Origin of the sequence: Chitinophaga tropicalis, from assembly GCF_009758205.1 — a bacterium.
GTDB classification, from domain to species: Bacteria; Bacteroidota; Bacteroidia; order Chitinophagales; family Chitinophagaceae; genus Chitinophaga; species Chitinophaga tropicalis.
This window is the reverse complement of sequence record NZ_WRXN01000013.1, coordinates 46253-68111: the sequence shown is the minus strand read 5'-3', so window position 1 is coordinate 68111 and position 21859 is coordinate 46253. Positions and strand designations below refer to the sequence as shown.

Sequence of the window (21859 nt, the reverse complement as noted above, 5' to 3'; positions counted from 1 at the left end):
AGGACGCTGTAAGGTTTTATGCTTTCAGTATTACTCCACTGCATGCCGTTCCCTTCTCTCTAATTCAGCCTCCGAAGGAGCTTCAGGAGCTATGGCAGCTAGTTTTATTTCCCCGGCCGGCTCATAACTGGCAATAACAACTCCTGTGGTGGAGACCCTGGAATCCGTTACTTTCCAGTTACCCGGCTGTGTACCTTCAGCAAATAGACGCTTCCCTTTTCCTATTGTTACGGGAAAGGTCCAGACCTGAAGAATATCTACCAGGTTATTAGCCAGCAAGGTCTGCACCAGTTTACCACTTCCAAATACCAGGAGATCAGGGCCCGGTTGACTCTTCAGCTGCTGCAACTGTGCTGCCACATCTCCGGTTATCAGGATTGAACCTTTCCAGTTCAGCTCCACCTGTTTGCCGGAGACAGCGTATTTACGGATACTATTGAATTTCTCCGCAATAGGATCATTCTGCCTGTACGGCCAGTGAGCTGCAAATATCTCATAAGTGCGCCTGCCTAATAAGAGGTCATAAGGTTTCTGCATAGACGCACCCATTGTTTCGTTCATCAGATCGTCCCAGTGGGGAGCAACCCATCCTCCCCATTTAAAACCATTGGAGGTATCTTCGTCAGGACCGCCAGGTGACTGTATCACACCATCAAGCGAAACAAAATTGTTTACAATGATCTTTGCCATAGTTACTTTGTTTTTTGTTGTTACAAATATAGCAGCGATGGCAAAAGCTGATGCAGGGTAAATGCGACTTTAGAAGGGTGGATTGTGACAAAATAATTTTAAGCATATGCCTCAAACAAAAAGGGGCGCGATGTACATCACGCCCCCTTTTAACCGGATCATTAAAAATTATTTCATGATATAACGATACCTGAAAGTGTCTTCGTGTGAATACACTACTTCTTCTCCCCGTACTGATTTCTCAAGTTCTTTCCTTGTAACAGGATAGCCATCTGCATCGTAAGTGTATTCATTCGTTACAGTCATAGCATAACTCCTGTCTGTGTTATTTGTCTCCACAGACTTAACAAGGTTATTGGCAGATAACCAGGAGGCTGGCTCTTTCGGTTCCAGGGTAAAAAACTCTGGTTGCCTGGAGCCGAAATTCACTTTACTGTCATAGGTATAGACAGTGAAAGCGCTATCCTTCGTTTCAACACCTTCTGCTATATTGATACGCACACTGCTAACAATATTCCCCTTACTGTCCCAGGTATAGTTATGTTTACGCATATATCCATCAGCTGCCGCTTCATACAAAGCAACTAAACGGCCATCATTATTATATACAAGACTGTCATAGTTATGTCTCTCACCAATGGAATTATAAGAGTTTGCCCTCATCAGCTTACCAGCGTTGTTGTACTCAAAGGATTGAGATAACTTCATTACGCCTTCAGAATTGTTACTTGTCAGCTTTGTCAGTTTACCGTTTTCATAAACCAGCTCAGAAGAGTCAATGTAATCCTGCTCCAGGTACCAGTCCCGTATTTTCTTCATTCTGTTATTATCATCATACGATATTTCAAGACTATCTGATGAATACGCAATGCTCAGCACGTATTTTTTATTGGTTTGAGGAGCATTGTCATCATCTTTGCTACAGGCAGCAAACAATACCATAAGTGAAGTAGCACTCAAGAAAAGTTTTTTCACAGGTTTTTATGTATTTAGGATTTATAATGCAACAGTATATTGGTCTCCGGTTATAAACTTAACAGTTGTTGTCTTCTTAAATCAGGGCACAAATATATACAAACATTATTAATATAATTAATATTATAAAATATAAAGCCAGGTGCCGGTATCTCTTACTCAAAAAATAATATATTTAGCTTTATTATGGACCAGGACTTGTTAATCGATTCATTAAAGGAGAAGATCTATCAGTTTTTCCCTAAAAATATAGATGGTTTGAGCGAAGCTTATACTGATACCATAGAATTTAAGCAACTCACAGAAATCTGTTGTCATTACCGGGAAAATAAAGAACCCTGGTCAAATTTTATCAAAGCTGTACAGGTAGCGTTTCCCGGTAAAACAATTCGTGATGAAACAAAGCTCTTTATAAGAGAGAGATGTTACCACCTGCTGCTTAAAGTCGAAAATTCTGCTTCCAGGTTATTAACGCTTAATCTTACTATCAGTATCATAATGCCATATTATGATATGTTCATACTGGAATTTGAGAAAACAGACCCGGATTTCGCTTATTTAAATCTTCTGCAGTACAAACGGGACCTGTCAGAATATTCCGAAGAGGTAAATAAATTGCAAACTTTGATCGGAGAAAATTTTTCACATCAACAGCTTCCCGGGCATCTGGCAGAATATATTATTCCTGATATTTCGTACAATAGTATTCAATTTAATGAATTCACCATGTTCAACGCTCTTTTTCTCGATAGGTTGTAGGTTCAATTGATCAGTTTTATAATTAAATCCCCAAACAACAAAGTGAATAACGCTGGTTTTAAATACAATGCGTTCATATCTTATAGCCATGCGGCTGACAATAAGCTTGCCCCCAGGATACAATCAGCATTACATAAGTTTGCAAAGCCATGGTATAAGCTGAGACAACTGCATATCTACAGAGATCAGACAAACCTTTCTATCAGCCCGGAGCTCTGGCCCAATATACAGCAAGCCATCAGCCAGTCTGACTACTTCCTGCTATTTGCCTCTCAGGGCGCTACTCAATCCAAATGGGTAAAACGGGAAATAACCTGGTGGGTTGAGAACAGATCAGCAGATAAGCTATTTATCATCCTTACAGATGGAGAAGTACTATGGAATGATGATAAGAATGATTTTGACTGGAGCAGGACCAATGCCTTACCCAACATACTCTCAGGCAAATTCAAATCTGAGCCAAACTATATTGATTTCCGGCAATTCAAATCAGCAGAGACCTTTAACTTACGCGATCCATCATTTCTTGATAATATCCTGTCAATTGCAGCTCCTTTACATGGAAAAAGTAAAGAGGAACTAGGTGGTGAAGATGTGCGGCAGCATCGTATTACCAGGATCATTCTATGGCTCACCGGTTTAATCATAGGAGCCATTTCAATAGTAGCGATCTGGCAGGCTATTGTTGCCAATCAGCAAAGAAAAACTGCCCTGGAGCAAAGCTCAATCTCCCTGGCAAGACAATTGGCAGCTCAGTCAGAGTTAATACGCAGCAATGATTTCAAAAATCTTCCTTTAGCAGTGGCCCTTGCCACTGAAGCACTGAATATATACTCTTCTACCGAAATTGATCACGCTGCGTGGGAGAGCATTGTATTACTACCGGAACTATGTAACGAGACTGATAACCAGGAGATAAGTCAGGCCAGGTTCAGTCCTGATGGGAAATACTTTGCCACATCTGGTCAGGATAGCATAGCAAGGATCATTGAAAGGTCTTCCAATAAAACGGTCCTTAAAATACCTAATAAGGGAGCAATATGGGATATTACTTTCAGTAACGATGGAAATATGTTTGCCACTGCGGGCAATGATGGTACTGTAAAAGTAATAGATGTAAAGACCGGTCAGCTGATAACAATCTTTATGCACTCAGCCGCTGTACGTAAAGTACTTTTCTCCCCCGACAACAGGTACCTTGCCTCAGCCAGCGAGGATAATACGGCCTGCATCTGGGAGCTGTCTCAAAAAATCAAACGGTCAACCATCAGGCATACCTCCAAGGTATGGTCTTTGGCATTCAGTCATGATAATAATTACCTGGCAACTGCCAGCAGAGATAGTACAGCTATATTATGGGATGTAAAAAAGTCTGAAAAGAAGTACAGCTTTAAACACGATAACATGTTGTGGAGCGTGGCTTTCAGCATGGACGACAAATACATGCTGAGTACATCTGACGATGCAACCGCAAAAATATGGAATACCTCAAACGGCAGGCTTACAAAGACACTTGAACATTCCGCCCGTGTAATGGCAGCCGCCTATAGTCCCGATAGCAATACGCTCATAACAACCGGTTGGGATAAAACAATTAAAATCTGGTCAGCCCGCGATTTCCGGCTATTATCAACTATTAATACCAATGGGATAATTTATTCCATCGCTTACAGCCCTGACAGCCGGTATTTTGTTGCCGGCGGGAGTTATACGAGTGTCTGGAACACTACTACTTATAAAGAGGTAAATCGCCTCTATAAAGAAGCAGATGCCTATAACGTTAGTTTCAGCCCCGACGGTGAATACATTGCTACAGCTGATGGAAGTAAGGGCAGAGTATGGAAAGTAGTTGATAATACAAGAAAAGAAGTCGAAACAAATGACCGTATTACGGGTGAAGGAGTGCCTATTATAACCCAGGGATGGTCAGCAGTTATGGCTCCCGATAATACTCATCTTCTGACTGGAAATGAAGATGGCGCTGCAAGATTATGGGACCTCACAAAAAAGAATATGTCTGCATTTAAACATGGCTTGCCCATTGCAACAGTTGCATATGCTGACACCGGTAATATGCTTGCCACAGCAAGTGATAGCCTGGTAAAGGTATGGGACGTTAAAACACACAAATTGATTTTCCAGTATTCACCGGGAAAGGGAATTAATTCCCTCAGCTTTGATCACAACGGTAAATACCTTGCCATTGGAAGTGCAAATGGTATAACTATTTTAGAAACCTCCTCCTGGAAGACGTTCTTCTCCCAACCGGCCAAAGATCCTGTTTATTATATAGCCTTCAGCGGAAGCGCCCAATCACTGGTACTTATCGATGCAGGCAACAGATTAAGCCTCTTAAATATGGAAAAGAAAACTTCTTTCTTTACAAGAGAATATCCCAATTTACGAAGTGTAAATCTTAGCCCGGATAAAAATCACATTTGCCTGATCGCAGAAGATAAAATATTCCGCTTAAATTTTGATAATAGCGCCACTGACGAAGTAACCATTCCAGTCAGCAACGGTCTGGATATTGCAGGAAGCCCTGACAATAAATCATTAGCCGTTTCCAGCTCTAACGATAGCACTATTACCCTGTATGATATACGTACGGGTAAAAGGACTACCAGCTTCAGACATAATTCAGCTGTAAATGCCGCTTCTTTTGACAAAACGGGAAGATACCTGGCTACAGCCTGCCAGGATGGAACAATACACATCCGCGACCTTCAAACAAAAACAGAGGTATCTTTCATAACCTGGAATTCCAATGACCCGGTTGAAAAGGTAGCTTTCTCTTCAGACGGTAAATATATCATTGCCGCCTCACAAAAATACAAAACATCAGCATGGCTTTGGAGAGCTTCTGATGCAATAAGCCTTGCATGCAGGCTACTCAATTACAGACTTACTGAAGCCGACTGGAATTTGTATATGAACGGCAGGAAGTATCAGCCGGTCTGCCGGTAAAAATTCCACCATTATCATTTGACTAAGTCTATATACGTCACCCATACATCAAACTGATTTCCAATCATATAATACAACAAAGCGTATTTTTCTTCTATATTCAGGGCACTTTATAATGCCGGATGACCACGTATAACTAACTTCACTCCCGAAAAACGGAAGCGATCTTCGCTCCCATTCATTACCCTCAAAATTCATTTAAGACCTTATGAAAACACTAACCCGGCTCCTATGCTGTGCATTATTCCTGTTTGCATGTAACAAACCCGCAAAGGAGGTCATTCCACGATCAGACAGCCCATTACAGGCTGTTACGGTAAATGCCGCTGGCGTAAGCAAGACAACCACAAAGAAGATCTTCATTCACTGGATGCCCTGGTTTGAAACACCAGCCTCCAAAGGTACATGGGGTTATCACTGGAAGATGAATACACAGAACCCGGATATCATCGTCAATGGCAGAAGACAGATTGCCGCCTGGTATTATCCTAAAACAGGCCCTTATGCATCCGCAGATCCTGATATCCTTGAATATCAGTTACTGTTGATGAAGTACGCCGGTGCAGATGGTATCTTCATTGACTGGCCAGGCACCCGGCAACTATATGATTATCCCGATAACCTGTACAACTCTAATGCACTGATCAGCAAACTCAATGCCGTGGGACTTCAATTTTCAATTGTACATGAAGACAGAAACTGGGATGCCGGCAACACCTCCGGGGCACATGGAGATTTTGTGTACATGCAGAACAATTACTTTGGCCAGTCCAATTACCTGAGAACAAACAACGTTCCCGTTGTGCTCAACTTCGGCCCTATCACCTTTCATCAATCCTCTGAATGGGATGCAATACTGAATGGCATCAATCCAAAGCCCAAAGTACTGCCTCTATATGGTTTCACCAGCCAGGTAGGCAGCCATAACGCAGGAGGTGAATTTCCCTGGATCTACCAGGACCATCCTACGGTGGTAGACAACTACTATTCACAGGTGGCCAATTTCTCACTGGCTATCGGAGTAGTATATCCGGGCTTCAATTCCTTTTATGCCGCCGGTGGCGCCGACGGACCAACCTGGCAGATCCCTTTCAATGGCACCTCCACTTTCTCTGCAATGCTGGACAAAGCACTTAACTCTGGCGTAAGCATCATACAGTTTGCAACCTGGAACGATTATGGAGAAGGCACCATGATAGAACCTACGGAGGAAACAGGCTATTCCTTCCTCACCATCATGCAGCAGAAATTAGGTGTGCAATATGGGCAGCATGAACTGGAACTCATTTTCCGTCTTTACCAGGCAAGAAAGCAATATAGTGGTAATAGCAGTATACAGGCCCAACTGGCGCAGGTATTTACTCATCTGGCCAATCTGCGGGTGAGCGATGCTGAAGCATTATTAAACAGTATAAGCGGTCCTTCCACTCAGGGTGTATATATCAAGAACAGGTGGCTGAACACCTATCTATATGAAGAGAACGGACAGGTAAAATATAGCACCGGCAATACCGGCAATCAGTACAAATGGGTACAGGAGCAGGTGAACGGACATGTTCGTTTCAAAAACCTCGCTAGCGGACATTATCTGAACATAGAACATCTCTACAGCTATGTAGAAAGTACTGACGTTCCAAATACTTTCTACAGCAGCTATTGGGTGCTGGAAGACTATAACGGGTATACCCGTCTGAAGAATGAATGGCAGGGAACTTACCTGAACCTGGAAAACCAGAGCGGACTGGCACAATGCACGGCAGTACCGGCCTATTTTGAAAGCAGCCAATGGACATTGCAGAACTGATAATAAAACAGGCCGCATCTTTTGGGATACGGCCTGTTTTATTTCCTTATTGCGCTGTTGTGAAATGGTATTGCCCTGAACCTATTTTCACTATTGTAACATCCTTCTCCCGGCTGATAAGATGTATGTCTTTTTGAGCAGTGATAGATTTACCGCTCTCCAGTATATCACTACTCTCCTTTCCCGGGATATAAACAGTAGCTGTAGTATTTGCCGGTATTTCCACATCAAGCATAAACTGCCCGTCTTTCAGTTGCCAGGAGGATCTGATGTTTCCATAATAAGTGAGCAGTGAACCGGTTGCTTCTGTGAGTTTTCCACCCGGATGCGGGTGGATGATGATCTCACGATAGCCTGGTGCATCTTCTTTGGTATCGATCCCTGCAATGACCCTGTACATCCAGTCGCCTATGGCGCCATAAGCGTAGTGATTGAATGAATTCATACCGGGCGTTTCAAAGCTATGGTCCGGCTTTATACCATCCCATCTCTCCCATATCGTGGTAGCACCCATTTTTACAGGATATAACCAGGAAGGATAAGTATCCTGCAATAAAAGTGTATATGCTATATCCAGGTATCCAAAACGGCTTAGCACATGACACAGGTAAGGCGTACCGAGAAAACCGGTAGTGAGATGGTTATTATAGCTTTTAATGTTGTTCACCAATCTGAGGGCTGCCTGGGCTCTCAGGTTTTCAGGCAGCATATCAAAGTTTAATGCCAGAACATATGCTGTCTGGGAACCGGATACCAGTCGCCCGCTGGGAGTAACATATTCTTTTACGAATGCCGCTTTTATACGTTGCAGCAGCTCCGTATAACTGGTTACATCGGCTGTTTTACCCAATACCTGTGCAGCATTGATGAGCAACTGGGTAGAATGGGCATAAAAACATTGTGCGATCAGGTATTTGTCGGTGATAGCGGCGGTCCCGTCCAGATCATCGTCAGGATGATAAAACAGCCAGTCGCCGAAATGGAAGCCAGTATTCCATAAGTCCTGAACACTTTGGCCTTTCATATAATCGACCCAGCCTTTCATACTGGGATATTGTTGTTCCAGCAGGCGTTTGTCTGCATACGCCAGGTACATGTTCCATGGAAGAATAGTCGCCACATCAGCCCAACCGGCAGAGCCCATAGCTGTATTTCCCAGCACATTGGGAACAACAAAAGGAATGCTGCCATCGGCTCGTTGGTCGGCCGCTACATCTTTCAGCCATTTCGCAAAGAAATTATTCACCTGCCGGTTAAATGCAGCTGTCCTGGAAAATGCCTGTGCATCCCCTGTCCATCCAAGCCTTTCATCCCGTTGTGGACAATCTGTAGGTACATCCAGGAAGTTCCCGCGCTGGCCCCATTCAATATTGTGCTGTAACTGGTTGATCAGTGGATTTGAGCAGCTGAAGCTTCCGGTTACAGGCATGTCAGAATAGAGGGCGAAAGCCGTAAAATCATCAGGGGTTATCTGACCGTTAAACCCGGTTATCTTAACATAACGGAAGCCCTGGAATGTGAAATGAGGCTCAAACAGCTCGGTCGCATTCCCTTTAAGGATGTAAGTATTCTTTTGCCGGGCATGGCGGAGGTTCTCTGTATAAAAATTCCCGTTCTTATCCAGCACTTCGGCGTGCTGCAGCACTATGCTATCTCCCGGACTACCCTTAAGCCGCACCTGTACCCATCCTACCATGTTCTGGCCAAAATCCATCACCTTTTCACCGGCGGGAGTGGTAAATATTCGCACCGGCTTGAATTGTTCATGCTTTTTTATCGGTTCATTCACGGTGGCGATCAGGTTATCCTTACTATTGTCACTGCTGAGCCGAACGGGAGACCAGTCATGGTCATTATAAGCGGGAGTACACCAGCCTTCCTTTTCCTTTCTGGCATCGATAGTTTCGCCATGGTAGATCTCCGCATAAAGGATACTGCCTGTAGATGATTTCCAGCTGCCGTCTGAAACAACCGTTTCTTCAGTGCCATCAGTGTATTGAATGTTTAGCTGGAAAAGTAAAGCGATATTGGATCCAAAATGATTCCTGCTGTCACTCCATGCCAGGTACCCGCTGTACCACCCCACTCCTAATGCAACTCCGACTGCATTGTCACCCTGGCGAAGCAGCTTGGTCACATCGTATTGCTGGTATTGTAATCTTTTCCTGTAGCTGGTCCAACCGGGAGTAAGTAAGGCATCTCCTATCCTTTTGCCGTTGATGCACGCCTCATAAAGCCCCCTCGAAGTAACATAGGCAGTAGCTGCCTTTATCTTTTTTGAGGTGTTGAATGTTTTGCGGAATATAGGGCTTGGCCTTAACAAGCTGTCCAGCTTAAATCCCGGCTCAATCCAGCTGGCTTTCCAGTCGCCCGGCTGTAAAAGCGCCATCTGCCACTCTGCTACCGGGCTCCAGTCAGAAGCCTGCCCTTTTTCATCCCATACCCTGACCTGCCAGTAATATCTTGTCCCGGAGGTAAGGGCTGGCCCTTTATAAGGTATATGAACGGATTGGTCGGAAGTGATCTTTCCGCTATTCCATAACTGTCTGGAGGACGTCCGGACGCGCAATTCATAGGCAGATTGACGGATCCCCTTTCGGCTGCCTGATAGTTGCCAGCTGAACAATGGTTCAGATACGTCTATACCGCCTGGATTGACACGGTTCTCACAAAGAAGAGCATCGACTTTGGTTTGCCCCAGCGCATTGAAAAAAAGACCATAGAGCAGGAATAGAAGCACATGCTTTTTCATAACGGGAATTTTGATGAGTGTTTGATAATTAAATATAGGGAATGACTGTTGTTAACTATCCTGTACTTTCCTATTCTGGATAGATTGAGTAGAGCGCTATGAACATTTCAGAGACGAAGGCAATACGAAGTTGCAACTACATAGGCTTTGTTAACTAGTCGTATAAGCGGTCTTCTCAAGAAAAGAAGGGGTCTCCTTCCTCTGCTCCATCTATGTCTATGAACCTTATTGGCTTATTTCCAGCGAACTGGTATGATGTATACCATGGATATTCTTGCGTTAATGGATCTACACTCAAAAATCAGGGATGTTAAAGCTAAACAGGCTTATACGCATTGAACAAAAATGTTCTAAAAGGAAGAGGCTGTCTCAAAAGTATTGAGCAGCCTCTTTTTATTCGTGTACCTGATGGAATCAGGTAATCATTTAAGCAATTCTGAGAACGTTCATTTATTTTTGACACATCCCCTTCCTTCTAAAGAAGACAGTATCAGTTTTTATTTATTAACTATAGTTCTTTCTGATCGCTGCCTTTAAATGTAAAAGGGTAATTTATTTTTCTCAGGTACACTCAAATAGTTCTTTGACACCCTCCTTTTTCTGCATAATTGCATATTTATTCCATAACAAATGTACCCGTCTTTGAATTCTATGATAAACGCCTGTCTTAAGCTTGGAAAGCATTATTTGACATGGAAATTGTAGTCCATACCCGCTCGTTTGTTGTCTGAGTTGTATAATCCATCCCCATATTAAAGAATAACCGGCAGTTATTTATTTATTTCCTAAGAAAAATATCCCTTCTCCCTACAATAGCTATTTACCAGATTGTTTTGACCTGAATTTCAATTAAAAGATTCCATCTCGCTTTGAATTTCACAATTAGAATGTTCTTAAATTGTAAGCTTCAAAACCATATATATTGATTTCGAGAGAATATATACTTGCTTCAAAAGATACATAGCATCCAATAAATTCAATTCATTATAGATCCAGCTTTTTTAGAAAAACTTCTCTAAGTGCCTGGGGAGTATCTTTGACTACTTCAGTTTCCACAATACATTCAAAATACTGTTCCGATACAATTTTATTTTCAAGAAAGTCAAGACTGGTAGCATATTTAATAGCCGCCCAGGTACCATATCCAAATGCACCAAATAATAGCACTGCATTTCTCTTTGGATTAAATGGATTAGGGGCTTTAATAATTACTCCAAAGTCTTTCTGTACCTTATTGTTAATTATTTTCGGAACAAACCTATCCCCTGTCTCATTATTCCTAAAACTCACTTCGTATTTTTCAGGATTGCCAAATTTGATAGTGAGGTTCAATCTTGAAATTGTTGCTTTACATAATTCATTAGCATCTGGCCCCCCAATTATAATAAGGTCATTACCGAGAAAATCTCCATTCATTTTATCAGCATACTCTATTTGAGGGACTTTACTGCCTATTGACTCAAGATACGCACAGATATCTGATAGACCTCTAGCATCCCCTACTGCAAGGAAACCAGTAGGTTCAAAATTTTGAAATTCCTGGAATCTTCCTATTACTATATGGTAGTTATTTCCCATATAGGATTTCCAAAAAGAAGTAGTTGCTGATTTTTGTATTTGAAATGTATCTTTTATAGTTTGGCTGATTAAATAGCAGGCCGGGCCCAGTGAAGAAGATAAATCATTATCACTACTATCATATGTTGCAAGTATAATACCTTCTAAGTCTGATATAATCTTTGGACGTTTATGGGCATCATATACAGCAAAAGTTTTTTTTCGACCTAATTTTCCCATAAAAAGTCCTAGTTCAAACAAAACATTATCTCGACTTACTGGCTGTCTCACATTCCTGCTTATCGACTCATCATCAGCGCTTAAAATTAATATCGCATAATCAAAATCATCTGAAGCTTGTATCAGCCCCTCTAATATACTTTCACCCAAAGGGAAAACACCTTGGTTCCAAATTTTAGTTCGTGCAATATTTTGCAGCTGAAATTGAATATTCTTTGCTAATTCTAAGCCTTCACTTGAACATCCAATAAAAATAAATGGCTTGGGGGTGCTCATAAATGTAATAACTGTTGAGAAGCTGGAGAATAATTACATTGCAATTTAATGATTTAAGTCATTAAAATTTCTAAGCTTTAGAATTGGGAAGTTTGTTAATAGAATCTAGTTTATATTGTAAAAAACCCTCAAATAACAAGCTCATTAATAATCATTGTAAAATCAAAGTACCTTTAAAGTCAGCTTCCAGCTTACCATGTATCATATAGGAAGTATAGATTAATGACCTGAATATGCCAATTTCTACAATGTCCCACACACACTTTTCGAAACCTCCCAACTTCAACTCCCATTAATCGCTATCAAATTCCCCATACTCTCCCTTAAATACCCTTCTATATTCGTTCTCTACCCTTACATAACCCCAATCCTACTGCCAAATGCCTGCAGCATATAATGCTATCTTCATGCATTAACAGTATATTATTTATGGGCCAGCAAAATTCAATACTTCTTTTCACTGGTAAGCTCGGTAACCTGATCGGTTATAGACGAAATGGAAAATACCTCCTGCGCAGCATGCCTGAAATTGTCCGGCAATCTGCTCGTACCCGTCGTGCTGCCCAACGCTTCGGCATGGCCAGTAAAACAGGAGCGCTCATCCGCCATGCATTTTATGGCGAATTAGACGTTTGCAGAGACAAAAGTCATATCAACCGGTTAACAACAGTACTCATTCCCTCTGCAGGCGATAACATAAAGGGCCTGACAGGCTTCCGGTTCAATGAACATACTGGAACAGACAAGTTCTTTATCCTATCGCCTCAACTTTCTGCGGATGGCAAACTGCACATTCCTGCACAAACATTACCTGTATTCAAAGGCATCACCTCCCTGGAAGTAAAGGTGATCGCTACACGTATCAACTTCACAACACATGAAGTAGTAGGTACGGATAGTGACGTGTTGATCGTAGAGGCAGGAAAATTTTTTAACGGCGCAGCATTCCCAGTTGATGTACCCGGTAACGGAACCCTGATGGTAACCTTACAGGTAAGAGGCTTGCAGAATAATATCCTTTCCCACAACGCCAGGTATCTTGCTGCCGATATTGTTGCAGTACAGACTCCGCAAACGCTGGAAGTCTTTCATAAACAGATATATCCCCAGCCCCGGAATATACCATACACTAACTATATTCATTCACAACCATCCGTCATTCAACGGGAATAATTATCCTGACCCGATAAATATATACTGGTAAATAACCTATTCTTTGAATTACATACTTATTCCATTTTCTGACTGCAGGCGTGACCTGCAGCCGTTTTCTCATTGGTAGAACATACCCTTACACTCTTTCCTGATAGATTTACCGCGGCACTACACATCTGGAAGTCATTCCCACATCATGTCCACGTTTACTTCTGCGATGATATATGGATAGTAGCTGGATGATAGCTATACGCTATATCTCCTAAACAACCTTATTGCCACAGCTTTATATAATCCCACATAGTATTAAACACCTGCTCCTTCAGTTCCTCCATAGATAACCCATCAACTTCTACCGGTGGCAGGAAATGAACATCTATTTTATGAGGTTTTGCATAAAAGCCTTTACCTACAGGTAGAATTTTCCGGGTATTGAAAATGACAGTAGGTAAAATAGGTTTCTTTGTTTCTACTGCCAGGGAGAAAGCGCCATCATAAAAGAACTTAAGCGGGTCATCCGTTTTATTACGCGTGCCTTCAGGATATAACAGCATGTGTACTCCTTGCTGCAACACTTCTTTCATGTCAACAAAACTTTGTTTCCTGCTTTCGGGATCATTCCGGTCAACCAGTACAGACCCCACTCTATACATTATGCCGAATATAGGTGTCTTAACCATCTCCTTTTTAGCCAGGCTTTTACTGGCATCGGGAATGGCATAGAAGGTAGCGGGAATGTCAACGAAGGAATTATGGTTGCACACTATAATATAGGGACCTTCTGATTTGAAGTACTGTCGCCCTTTTACACGTACCGGACAGAAAATAAGCGGGAGGTATATATGTACCCAGACCCTGCCCAGTGTGGTGAAATACTTTATATCCAGGGGAGCCGGCAGGAGGGAGACCAGCCACATAGGGAGTAGCATGATCAGCATCATACAAATAAAGAGAAGCAAGGCATACGCGGCATAGAGCCTACCTGGCAGATTCTTTAGCCATTTCATAGTCAGTTGAGCAATCCTTTGATTTTGGTATATAAATATAGCTATATTATAGTATATAATATACATAAGTGTTTATATGGCCGGTTGGGGTTCCCGGCCATTAGCAATAAAATCTGCTTATAACCGCCAATCTACAGGCTCTATGCCTGCCTTGGCAAGCAATTCATTCGTTTTGGAAAAATGGCGGCAGCCGAAAAACCCTTTATCTGCACTAAAAGGAGAAGGATGGGCTGCTTTCAGGATATGATGACGCGTAGCATCTATGAGGACCTGCTTGTCCTGGGCAAAGCGCCCCCAGAGAATGAATACCACATCCTTTTTAAGCTCGGATACCTTACGTATAACAGCGTCAGTGAAGCTCTCCCACCCTATTTTACTATGAGAGGCCGGCTCACTTGCCCTTACGCTGAGAATGGCGTTGAGTAATAATACCCCATGGTCAGCCCATTTGGTAAGGTCTCCTGTAGCAGGAATAGGAATTCCGAGGTCGCTCTGAAGCTCTTTATAGATGTTTACCAGTGAGGGAGGCGGTTTTACTCCGTCCTGAACAGAAAAGCATAATCCATGGGCCTGTCCGGCTCCATGATAGGGGTCCTGTCCCAAAAGGACTACTTTTACTTTGTCAAAAGGGGTTTTGTCAAAGGCATTGAAAATAAGATTGCCGGGAGGATAAATGGTGTGACCGGCTGCTTTTTCGTGCTTTAAGGCCATTACAACCTGTTCAAAGTAGGATTTCTTAAACTCATCTTTTAGGATTTCCTTCCAACTTTCTTCGATTTTAACCTCCATATTTTTTAATTTTTTTGAATAGCTGAATTTTTTGAAAAATTAAGGGAATTTTCCATAGATTTGCACTCCCAAATAAAACGTATAAATATACGGGAATTTTTGGTGAATAGGACCGGTAGCTCAGCTGGATAGAGCAGCTGCCTTCTAAGCAGCAGGTCCCAGGTTCGAATCCTGGTCGGTTCACTCTCGAAAGCCTTACCTAGTAAGGCTTTCACCCTCTCTCTCTCATCAGATTTGTAGCTTTTTTTCACAAGCGTTGACGGAAACGTTGACGGGAAAACATTAGCTACATGAAGAACCACCTCACAAATGGATGCCACTACACAGAGTTTAACAAGTTTCCAAAGAACTGGAATACTACCCGTGCGTCAATGAAACTCACCTGGCGGATTGAATACCGTTTTTTTGACCCAGCATTCAAAGAAAAGTACCCGGAAGGGAAGCGTAAAGTCATTAAAAGTGGTCTCAATAAGGAAAAAGACAGGGAACGAAGACAGCAAATGATGAGAGAGCTGATCACCTTCGAACGTGACCTGCTTGAGAATCAGGGATATAACCCTATTCTTAATGAGCGTGAAAAACCGGATGATTCTCCGACGCTTTCCCTCATCGACCCGGGCACCCCCTTTATACAAGCCTTGAAGCTAGGGCTGGAGATGAAAGTCATGAGTGAAAAAACAAAAAAAGATATCGCCAATAAGATGCCCCATGTAAAAAGGGCTGCTGAGGCTATTAAATTGAATGATCAATTGCTCTCAGATATGCCGATAGGCAGTATCCGAAGAAAGCATATTCGGCTACTGCTGGATAGAATTGGCCGGAATAAAAAAGAAAATTGGACTGCAAACAACTTTAATCGTTATAGAACAGATCTGCAGATCATCTTTAAAGAATTGAACGAGCTGGAGGCAATGGAAGTCAACCCTATCGAGGGGATCAGCAAGAGGAAAACAGTAAGGAAAAAAAGAGATGTCCTTTCTGTGAAGGAACGCATTCTCGTTAATACACACTTGCGGGAGAATTATTATTCCTTTTGGCGGTTTATGCAAATATTCTTTCATTCTGGAGCAAGGGAATCAGAACTACTCAGTGTTGAGCGCCGCCATGTAGACCTTGAAAAGCAAATATTTAAGGTGCTAATTAAAAAGGGAGAATTTTATCGGGAAGATGACAGACCAATTAATGTTAATGCGTTACCCCTGTGGCAAGAAGTAGTTAAAGAAGCAGACGAACTTTCTGCTGGCGGACCAGATGAAAGGCTTTATCTATTTTGCGAAGACCTAATGCCCATGTGGCGGAATCGGCCGATTCGGCAGGAACAGATATCTCGACGGTGGAAATTTCATGTTAAAGATAAGCTCGGTATTGAGAAGGACTTTTATCCGCTAAAGCACTTGAATACTACAGAATCTGTAAATAGTGAACTTCAGAAGGCGTTGCAGGATGCACAGCAGAAAGCGGCTGAACAGAATGGACATACTACCACAACAATGGTCCGCAGTATCTACGATGTCAATAATGCCGAGCGAGAGCTGGCTATTAAGAAGGTAGCTAAGAATAAGTTTGCCTAATGACCTTTTCCCGGTTTGAACAATTCAAAAAAGTTAGTCTCCAAGGCATTGGCAATTGCTATCATAGTTTCCAACCGCCAGTTATTCTTTCCCAGTTCGATCCTGGAAACTGTATTCTGGTCAATATTGGCTTCATAGCCCAAATCCGACTGTGACATGCCACGGTCTTCCCTTAGTTTTTTAATGCGGGCGCCAATCTGTTGTTTGATGATATGTTCGTTATTCAACATTCTATAACGAACATATACACATTTAGATTAATAATTCTAAATCTATATAACTAGATTTATAAATCTAGTTATATAAAACTTAACTAAATTAGCTACAATAACCAAAATGTCATCCATATGCTGTTTAAAATCCAATTAGACAAACAATCCGTTGATCTAAGACTTAACAAAGTCCCACTGAAGCCTCACCTGGTGAGGGCTTCATATGAAGAACGCGTAATTGAGTACAATGTTTCGAATCCGAAACGAGTCAAACGCCTCTCAAATGAACCGGTACCCCGGTTCGAAGAGACTATACTGAAGTTGATAGAAAAGCACTTCCTGCCTTCTCCGCGTTATAAAAAGCAACGTCCCTTTACCGACAAAGAGGTGCTCAGGCAGAAAGGCGTTCCTGACGAACATCTTGATGACGCTGTTACAGTAGTTAACGAGCGGATGAGAGAGTTCGGGGACACCGTTTCAGAAGCGATTAACTATGTTATTTCATTTGTCAAGAAAACACAGCTATAATGGAGTTAACGACATCCGAAATAATAAAGCACATTCGTGCTCTTATAATAGCTGAGATCAGGGAATCTATAACTCCGACTGAGAAATTGAAGTTAGACCTTATCAGAGCCGCTATTCCAGAAGCTCAATCAATGTCAGATTACTTGCATAGTGTGTTAACAAAAGAGCAGCTGAAGAAAGAGGAACTTCAGAGGATAAAAGCTCTGGTGGAGGCCAGGAGAATACGAAGGAAGATAAAACGGGTCAAAATAGTCACAGCTATGGCCTGTTTGACTATTTTGGCTTTGCTCTGGTTCTATGCTTGCAAATAGGAAAGCCGGGTGAAAACCCGGCTTTATCGTTTAATTCCACGTTATGAATCGGCATCAACTACCGGGGACCATCTTTTGAAGGCTGGCAATGATGCTCTTTAAAGTCTTCGCGTATTCAGGATCTGTTGCATATCCAGCAGCAGCTACTGCTTCAACAAACTTTACAGGATCCGTTGTTTCAAATGCCTTCTTATACCTGGGATTCTCCTGCAGGAACCGACCATGGTCAGCAAAAGATTCACCAGCAGTGTCATATGCACGAAACCAATCCTTTACTCTGTAATCATACTTACCATCCGAACGTGCTATAATGCTAAGTATTTCCGGATATTTTATGTCACGTTTTGAGTGCACTTCCCTGGTAGTGATCAACTGTCGCTTTCCCTTCCAGGAAGGCCCTGCCTTTATCCCAAAGAACATGTTGTTGGGCGCCTTCTCTCCCCATCCGGATTCCAGTGCAGCCTGTGCGAGCACAGCCAAAGCCGGTACTCCTGTTTCCCTTTCTGCTTTCACCGCAGAGTGGTAGTATTGTTTAAAGAACAGTTCTTTTGTCATTGTTAGAATTTAATCAGTGAGTATTGCACAGAGACTCCGGTAAATAGTGACCATCGATTCCCCATCCAGCCGTAAGCAGCACAAGGACCAATGCTCCAGCGATAGTTTGGCGCTTTAATTTCGATACCAGTGATACCCGCAATTGTACTATTAGGATTGTAGCTTATGCCCTCCAGGACGGCGCGTTTAGGTCCAAAGAGACTGCGACGTTTTCGAGACATTGCAAAAGCAACTGAATCTCTTGTCTGATAATCAAGCGTTAGCTTGTTGTTGAGTAAAGTAGCGTCAAATTTAGACCAGTGATCCCGGTACCGGAAGTGAGCTGTATCTGATCCGGAGGGATTCCGAACAATGACAGTTGTGCCGCTGTCCGGCTTTATTGTTACCGTACCAGAAGTCTGCAGGTTTGCACGCAAGTAGCCAGTAACATTCTTCAACTTCAAGTTGAAGTCCTTACGGATCTGCTCTGCTTCCATGTGAAAAAACTCCTGCAGATCCTTATTTGCAACCTGGGTAGATGTTGCCTCAGCTCTCCACCGGCCGGCTTCGTCCTGCCAGGTTCTTACAGTATCATCCTTTGCAGCAATGATACCCTTATAATATGTTTCTTGTCGATAGGATTTTACCTGCAGGAAAACGAAGAAGATAGCCACAACGGCGAACAAAGTGGTCCATACGTTAATTTTCATCCGTTAATTTTTTGCCGGTGAGAGAATCGAATTTTTGGAGATACTTTAAAATCCAACCTGGTAATACCCCCGGATCTATTTCAGCAATGTTTTCGAAGATGCTGATTGCTTCCCGTACCATGATAGCGGAGAATACTACATTACCGAGGAAAGAAAAGGCAACCTGCGGAGCTCCACTAACGGTGAACTTTGTGAGGGCGGAAGTCGCAACCAATGCTGAAGTATAGATAATAATCTTTCTCAGCACCATGCCAAACCCTTTACTGCTCACTTGACGTTGCCGTATCGCTTTGAAAAGTCCCAGCGCAGTATCAACCGACACAATAACAAAAAGGAACTTTAAAAACTCCCAATCAGAAAATACATATTTTTCTATCCAGGAAATTACTGGCGCCATTGCCCATCCGAGTGTTAGATATATAACTATTGCTTTCATACTTAGATAGAGTTGAGGTCGAAAATTGGGCACAAGTGTTTGGCGTAGACAGCCGTACCGCGATCATTCAGGTGTACGCCATCGCTCGATAGCGTGTTACCATTAACACCAGAGCCGGCGAACGCGTTGTAATAGTTGCCCAAATAGCCACTTTCTGCCTCGCGAACAAACGCTGCGGACATATCAACGAACGGGATATCTCCTTTTTCGTATAAGAACGACTTAACAGCACTCCATATCTCCGCCATCGTGTACCCTGATGATTGAGTGATCATTGAACCGTCTGAGTTGAAGTAACTCCGTGCAAAGTGAGGAAGTACGCACAGCACTTCGAAGTCAACCCAGTTGTTACTGGCCGTCTTCAGATTCCAGGTGTTAGTATTTCCTGCACGGTCGCCGTATAGGAAGTCCTGCACCCAGTTCACGCTATAGGATGGTAGCTGGCTGGCTGCTACCATGTTCAGAAGCGGTATCTCGAAGAGTACCAGGTTAGGCTTGCGCTCTATGAGATCGTTCTGAATGTAATTGGTCAGTTGAGCAAGGGTGTTACCACCACGTGCAATATTAACCAGCTGTATATAAGGCTTAGCGCCGCTAATCAGTTCTAGACCCCAGTATAGGAATTTGGTGCTATCTGCTGGTTTGGTTAACGTAATAGTGACGGAAGTACCTATAGTAGCCCCGACCTTTCTGAACTCCACCCGACGTGCATAGACGCTATTACTTCGCCGAGTACCGGCTACCTCCAGCTGAGATAATAATGCGCCGTTGGCCTCTACCCAAACTGTTGCACCAGGTAGCTTTACTTCTACCTTTCCGGCACCACCTGTTACAGCAATAGCTATGCTGGTAGATGCTGCCAGATCGGTTCTGTCTACGAAGTTGAATCTATTGTATGCAGCTGCTACAGCAAAGGATAGCGCCGCGGCTGATGTAGTGGAAAGTCTTGTGTCGTTGGGGCGGGTGCCGGCGTCGTCCCAACCGGTAGTTTCTATAGACCAGGTACCTGTCTCTGTAAAGGTGCCTGCCTTGTCCCAGCGTGAGTAGACAGGCCGTTCCAGGCTGAGGAGAGAACGGAATAAGTTAGCTCCAAAATTGTTTGTAACAAACGTAGGAGGGTAAGATGCTGGTGCCACTGGACCAATTGTTGTGTGCATCTCACGAGCGAAGATGCTGTCTCCTTCCATAATGATCTTCACTCTATCATCTGCAGTTGCGTTGAGAGGGCCGGCATACCTCTTCCTGAAGTTCTGTAGCTTTCCATATATCTGCGGATACAGATTAACCAAGGCCTGTATCTGCGTCGTGGGAGCAGAGGAAGAATTACTACTCAACAAATCATACCCCAGAATCTGGGATATAACCGTTTTTCTGTGCGGGACATAGCTTGTGGCTACGTTTTCATTTTCCACCTGCATTTGTGATGGGGTAGTCGCGTCGGTTGGCTCTTTGAGGTTAAGGATAAAATATGCAGCTCCTGCAGGTGGAGTAAACGTGAATGGCGGCGCTGTGGCTACACTCGTGCGTGTGATATACACATCACTTGCTGTATAGTATGCCAGTACCTTTGCCGTTGATGGGACATAGTTGAGCGCAGAAAAGGTGTACACACTGCCAGCCGTTATTGGAGTCTTATCGCTGCGTAACCAGCCGGCTGTTGTTAGAATTACACCCGAACTACTGACAAGCCCTACTTTAATGTTCTCCTCATCCAGTATATTCTTAGAATATACATTCTGGGTTGTAACATTATTGTTGAGCATCGCTGTTATAAATGCTCTGTTTCCCGGAGAGTCTATCAAATAACTTGCTGCTAAAGGATTGGTCTTTATTGTGTCAGCTGCATTAACTGGTGGTATATATGCCTCATACGCTGTCGCAGCATTACCTATTTCCAGCTGAACATTTGTGGGAGCTGCGTTCGCCGGCTCTTTGAGGTTAATGACAATATTTGTTGCAGTAGCCGGCACCGTGAACGAGAATGGAGGGGCTGTTGTGATTGTAACACGGCTTATGTAGACATTGCTGGCGGTGTAGAACACAACATATTTAGAACTGCTGGCAGTGAATCCAACAGCACTGAACGTATATGTGGTGCCGGCAACAACAGGTACACGTGCAGTTCTCTGCCAGCCGGTTAGCGGGAGAACGGCGTCCAAAGTACCGGAGCTATTAACATTCCCTTCAACGAAGGCGCTTGAATCCAGCTTATTTTTTCCAACACCAGCTACTTGCACAGTTGTTACAGGAACAGGATCAACCGGTACAACGAGTTTAGTGTATGCTGTACCATTGTCAATAAGGAACACCAGCTCTCCATTATTCACTTCAACGCCACTGAAATTAGTATAAGTTCCCGGCGTTGAAGTGATCCACATACGTTTCCCTTCTGGCGCCCCGGGGTTGGTAGAAGGTGTCGCTGCTCCTTCGAGGCCTACGCCCCCTTCAGCAGCAACAGACAGGATAAGATCTGCAGCGTCGTAGAATCGCGCAGCTATATCAGAATTCAGGATGGAACCCTCTGCTACCTTGTCTTTTATTGATGTTTTTACCGCCTCTTTGAATATTTCGATTGATGTTGCCATG

General features: G+C 43.1%; 18 protein-coding genes and 1 tRNA gene. 8 read left to right on the top strand and 11 right to left on the bottom strand.

Translation table 11 applies throughout. The features are described from left to right. Positions 1-30 precede the first annotated feature (30 nt). Both GO493_RS24285 and GO493_RS24280 read right to left on the bottom strand, forming a co-directional pair. Positions 31-690, bottom strand: coding sequence for a dihydrofolate reductase family protein (locus GO493_RS24285; protein ID WP_157308831.1), 660 nt, complete (start codon positions 688-690; stop codon positions 31-33). A 168-nt stretch (positions 691-858) separates the two neighbouring features. Further along, positions 859-1665 carry a hypothetical protein gene (locus GO493_RS24280; RefSeq protein ID WP_157308830.1) on the bottom strand — a complete coding sequence of 269 codons (807 nt, stop codon included), beginning with the start codon at positions 1663-1665 and terminating at the stop codon, positions 859-861. 186 nt (positions 1666-1851) lie between these two features. Between GO493_RS24280 and GO493_RS24275 the strand changes: the two genes are divergently transcribed. The 3 genes from GO493_RS24275 to GO493_RS24265 all read left to right on the top strand — a co-directional run bounded on the left by GO493_RS24275 (position 1852) and on the right by GO493_RS24265 (position 7195). Beyond that, positions 1852-2424 (top strand): hypothetical protein, encoded by a 573-nt coding sequence (locus tag GO493_RS24275; protein ID WP_157308829.1) that lies wholly within the window; start codon positions 1852-1854, stop codon positions 2422-2424. A gap of 42 nt (positions 2425-2466) precedes the next feature. Next, positions 2467-5391: a WD40 domain-containing protein gene (locus GO493_RS24270; protein ID WP_198315822.1), complete on the top strand. Its 2925-nt coding sequence runs from the start codon at positions 2467-2469 to the stop codon at positions 5389-5391. Between the two features lie 208 nt (positions 5392-5599). Next, the gene (locus GO493_RS24265) at positions 5600-7195 is read left to right on the top strand and encodes a glycoside hydrolase family 71/99-like protein (RefSeq protein ID WP_157308827.1); all 1596 of its coding nucleotides are present in this window, start codon (positions 5600-5602) and stop codon (positions 7193-7195) included. Between the two features lie 46 nt (positions 7196-7241). On the opposite strand, the gene GO493_RS24260 is transcribed toward GO493_RS24265, so the two are convergent. Further along, a complete protein-coding gene (locus GO493_RS24260; protein WP_157308826.1) occupies positions 7242-9947 on the bottom strand; it encodes a glycoside hydrolase family 78 protein in 2706 nt (901 codons plus the stop codon). Positions 9948-10931: 984 nt separating this feature from the next. After that, positions 10932-12020 carry a nucleotide-binding protein gene (locus tag GO493_RS24255; RefSeq protein ID WP_157308825.1) on the bottom strand — a complete coding sequence of 363 codons (1089 nt, stop codon included), beginning with the start codon at positions 12018-12020 and terminating at the stop codon, positions 10932-10934. A gap of 429 nt (positions 12021-12449) precedes the next feature. Between GO493_RS24255 and GO493_RS24250 the strand changes: the two genes are divergently transcribed. Then, on the top strand, positions 12450-13193 hold the full coding sequence (locus GO493_RS24250; protein WP_157308824.1) for a hypothetical protein: 744 nt from the start codon (positions 12450-12452) through the stop codon (positions 13191-13193). 254 nt (positions 13194-13447) lie between these two features. On the opposite strand, the gene GO493_RS24245 is transcribed toward GO493_RS24250, so the two are convergent. Further along, entirely contained in the window at positions 13448-14104 is a 657-nt protein-coding gene (locus GO493_RS24245; protein WP_232539024.1) for a lysophospholipid acyltransferase family protein, read from the bottom strand. 195 nt (positions 14105-14299) lie between these two features. Beyond that, complete coding sequence (gene ung / locus GO493_RS24240; protein ID WP_157308822.1) at positions 14300-14971, bottom strand: uracil-DNA glycosylase; 672 nt, start codon at positions 14969-14971, stop codon at positions 14300-14302. Positions 14972-15080: 109 nt separating this feature from the next. On the opposite strand from ung, the gene GO493_RS24235 reads away from it, so the two are divergent. Beyond that, positions 15081-15154: transfer RNA gene (locus GO493_RS24235), tRNA-Arg, on the top strand. A 107-nt stretch (positions 15155-15261) separates the two neighbouring features. Beyond that, positions 15262-16542, top strand: a complete 1281-nt coding sequence (locus tag GO493_RS24230; protein ID WP_157308821.1) for a site-specific integrase — start codon at positions 15262-15264, stop codon at positions 16540-16542. Here the strand turns inward: GO493_RS24230 and GO493_RS24225 are convergent. Further along, positions 16539-16772, bottom strand: coding sequence for a helix-turn-helix domain-containing protein (locus tag GO493_RS24225; protein WP_157308820.1), 234 nt, complete (start codon positions 16770-16772; stop codon positions 16539-16541). The genes GO493_RS24230 and GO493_RS24225 overlap by 4 nt on opposite strands. A gap of 117 nt (positions 16773-16889) precedes the next feature. Between GO493_RS24225 and GO493_RS24220 the strand changes: the two genes are divergently transcribed. Together GO493_RS24220 and GO493_RS24215 are read left to right on the top strand one after the other, a co-directional pair. Next, positions 16890-17282 carry a hypothetical protein gene (locus tag GO493_RS24220; protein ID WP_157308819.1) on the top strand — a complete coding sequence of 131 codons (393 nt, stop codon included), beginning with the start codon at positions 16890-16892 and terminating at the stop codon, positions 17280-17282. Next, positions 17282-17593 carry a hypothetical protein gene (locus GO493_RS24215; RefSeq protein WP_157308818.1) on the top strand — a complete coding sequence of 104 codons (312 nt, stop codon included), beginning with the start codon at positions 17282-17284 and terminating at the stop codon, positions 17591-17593. The genes GO493_RS24220 and GO493_RS24215 overlap by 1 nt, the downstream gene beginning before the upstream one ends. Positions 17594-17647: 54 nt before the next feature. On the opposite strand, the gene GO493_RS24210 is transcribed toward GO493_RS24215, so the two are convergent. The 4 genes from GO493_RS24210 to GO493_RS24195 are packed head-to-tail and all read right to left on the bottom strand — an operon-like array spanning position 17648 to position 21858. Beyond that, positions 17648-18148 (bottom strand): glycoside hydrolase family 73 protein, encoded by a 501-nt coding sequence (locus GO493_RS24210; protein ID WP_157308817.1) that lies wholly within the window; start codon positions 18146-18148, stop codon positions 17648-17650. Between the two features lie 2 nt (positions 18149-18150). Further along, positions 18151-18837, bottom strand: a complete 687-nt coding sequence (locus tag GO493_RS24205) for a DUF6549 family protein (RefSeq protein ID WP_157308816.1) — start codon at positions 18835-18837, stop codon at positions 18151-18153. Next, complete coding sequence (locus GO493_RS24200) at positions 18827-19273, bottom strand: phage holin family protein (protein ID WP_157308815.1); 447 nt, start codon at positions 19271-19273, stop codon at positions 18827-18829. The genes GO493_RS24205 and GO493_RS24200 overlap by 11 nt, the downstream gene beginning before the upstream one ends. A 2-nt stretch (positions 19274-19275) precedes the next feature. Then, on the bottom strand, positions 19276-21858 hold the full coding sequence (locus GO493_RS24195; protein ID WP_157308814.1) for a hypothetical protein: 2583 nt from the start codon (positions 21856-21858) through the stop codon (positions 19276-19278). Position 21859 lies beyond the last annotated feature (1 nt).

Coding starts and splice junctions, on each gene's coding strand:
- GO493_RS24250 (WP_157308824.1), top strand. CDS start 12,450: ATGGGCCAGCAAAATTCAATACTTCTTTTCACTGGTAAGCTCGGTAAC.
- ung (WP_157308822.1), bottom strand. CDS start 14,971: ATGGAGGTTAAAATCGAAGAAAGTTGGAAGGAAATCCTAAAAGATGAG.
- GO493_RS24230 (WP_157308821.1), top strand. CDS start 15,262: ATGAAGAACCACCTCACAAATGGATGCCACTACACAGAGTTTAACAAG.
- GO493_RS24265 (WP_157308827.1), top strand. CDS start 5,600: ATGAAAACACTAACCCGGCTCCTATGCTGTGCATTATTCCTGTTTGCA.
- GO493_RS24205 (WP_157308816.1), bottom strand. CDS start 18,837: ATGAAAATTAACGTATGGACCACTTTGTTCGCCGTTGTGGCTATCTTC.
- GO493_RS24275 (WP_157308829.1), top strand. CDS start 1,852: ATGGACCAGGACTTGTTAATCGATTCATTAAAGGAGAAGATCTATCAG.
- GO493_RS24225 (WP_157308820.1), bottom strand. CDS start 16,772: ATGTTGAATAACGAACATATCATCAAACAACAGATTGGCGCCCGCATT.
- GO493_RS24285 (WP_157308831.1), bottom strand. CDS start 690: ATGGCAAAGATCATTGTAAACAATTTTGTTTCGCTTGATGGTGTGATA.
- GO493_RS24210 (WP_157308817.1), bottom strand. CDS start 18,148: ATGACAAAAGAACTGTTCTTTAAACAATACTACCACTCTGCGGTGAAA.
- GO493_RS24215 (WP_157308818.1), top strand. CDS start 17,282: ATGGAGTTAACGACATCCGAAATAATAAAGCACATTCGTGCTCTTATA.
- GO493_RS24260 (WP_157308826.1), bottom strand. CDS start 9,947: ATGAAAAAGCATGTGCTTCTATTCCTGCTCTATGGTCTTTTTTTCAAT.
- GO493_RS24255 (WP_157308825.1), bottom strand. CDS start 12,020: ATGAGCACCCCCAAGCCATTTATTTTTATTGGATGTTCAAGTGAAGGC.
- GO493_RS24195 (WP_157308814.1), bottom strand. CDS start 21,858: ATGGCAACATCAATCGAAATATTCAAAGAGGCGGTAAAAACATCAATA.
- GO493_RS24220 (WP_157308819.1), top strand. CDS start 16,890: ATGCTGTTTAAAATCCAATTAGACAAACAATCCGTTGATCTAAGACTT.
- GO493_RS24200 (WP_157308815.1), bottom strand. CDS start 19,273: ATGAAAGCAATAGTTATATATCTAACACTCGGATGGGCAATGGCGCCA.
- GO493_RS24245 (WP_232539024.1), bottom strand. CDS start 14,104: ATGCTACTCCCTATGTGGCTGGTCTCCCTCCTGCCGGCTCCCCTGGAT.